The 584-nt window shown below is 60.8% G+C and carries 1 protein-coding gene; it reads left to right on the top strand.

What is annotated here, in order from left to right; genetic code table 11:
- Nucleotides 1–170: 170 nt before the first annotated feature.
- Complete coding sequence (locus G6N73_RS36210) at nucleotides 171–524, top strand: hypothetical protein (RefSeq protein ID WP_165034611.1); 354 nt, start codon at nucleotides 171–173, stop codon at nucleotides 522–524.
- The last annotated feature ends 60 nt before the right edge of the window (nucleotides 525–584 follow it).

Below are 584 nucleotides of genomic sequence, written 5' to 3'. Positions count from 1 at the left end.
CATCGACGTCTCTCACGCCATGATCCTCGTCGCCATGGGTGGAAACCTTGTCCGACGAAATGCCCATCCCTGAATTTCAAAACGGACTCTTAGAGGGTGGTAATGCGCAGTGACTTCGGCCGACCAGGAGTCTAGGCTGGCATGCCTTCTGCCAGCACGAAGACCGCAGCATGCCCCGCTTTCTTGCCGTCTACACTATGAAGCCCGAAGACCTCGCCCGCTTTCGCAGCCTGCCTAAGCCCGAGCAGAATGCGATTGATGCCGTTGGCTTACAGCAGTGGGCGGACTGGGAGGAGAGAAATGCCGCATTTTTCCCCGATCGCGGCGGTATGGTCGGCAGGACGACGCGCGTTACCAAGGGCGGCATCGTCGACGCCGTGAACCCTTTCTGCAGCTACATTGTCGTCGAGGCCGACACCATCGATGCTGCCGCCCGCCTGTTCGAGAACCACCCGCATTTCACGGTCTTCCCCGGAGACGGCGTGGACATCATGCCCTTCCTCACCGGCCCTGCGCCGACTTGAACATCCGCTAATCGCTCGCTGATGTCAGAAGTTGCCGGTCCGCTCACGGCCCCGCTCCAG

The sequence above is a fragment of the Allomesorhizobium camelthorni genome, assembly GCF_011045125.1.
Classification (GTDB): Bacteria; Pseudomonadota; Alphaproteobacteria; order Rhizobiales; family Rhizobiaceae; genus Allomesorhizobium; species Allomesorhizobium camelthorni.
This window is presented reverse-complemented; position numbering and strand designations above follow the sequence as displayed.

Bases quoted from the DNA above. Each gene is read 5' to 3' on its own strand.
- G6N73_RS36210 (WP_165034611.1), top strand. From the start codon at position 171: ATGCCCCGCTTTCTTGCCGTCTACACTATGAAGCCCGAAGACCTCGCC.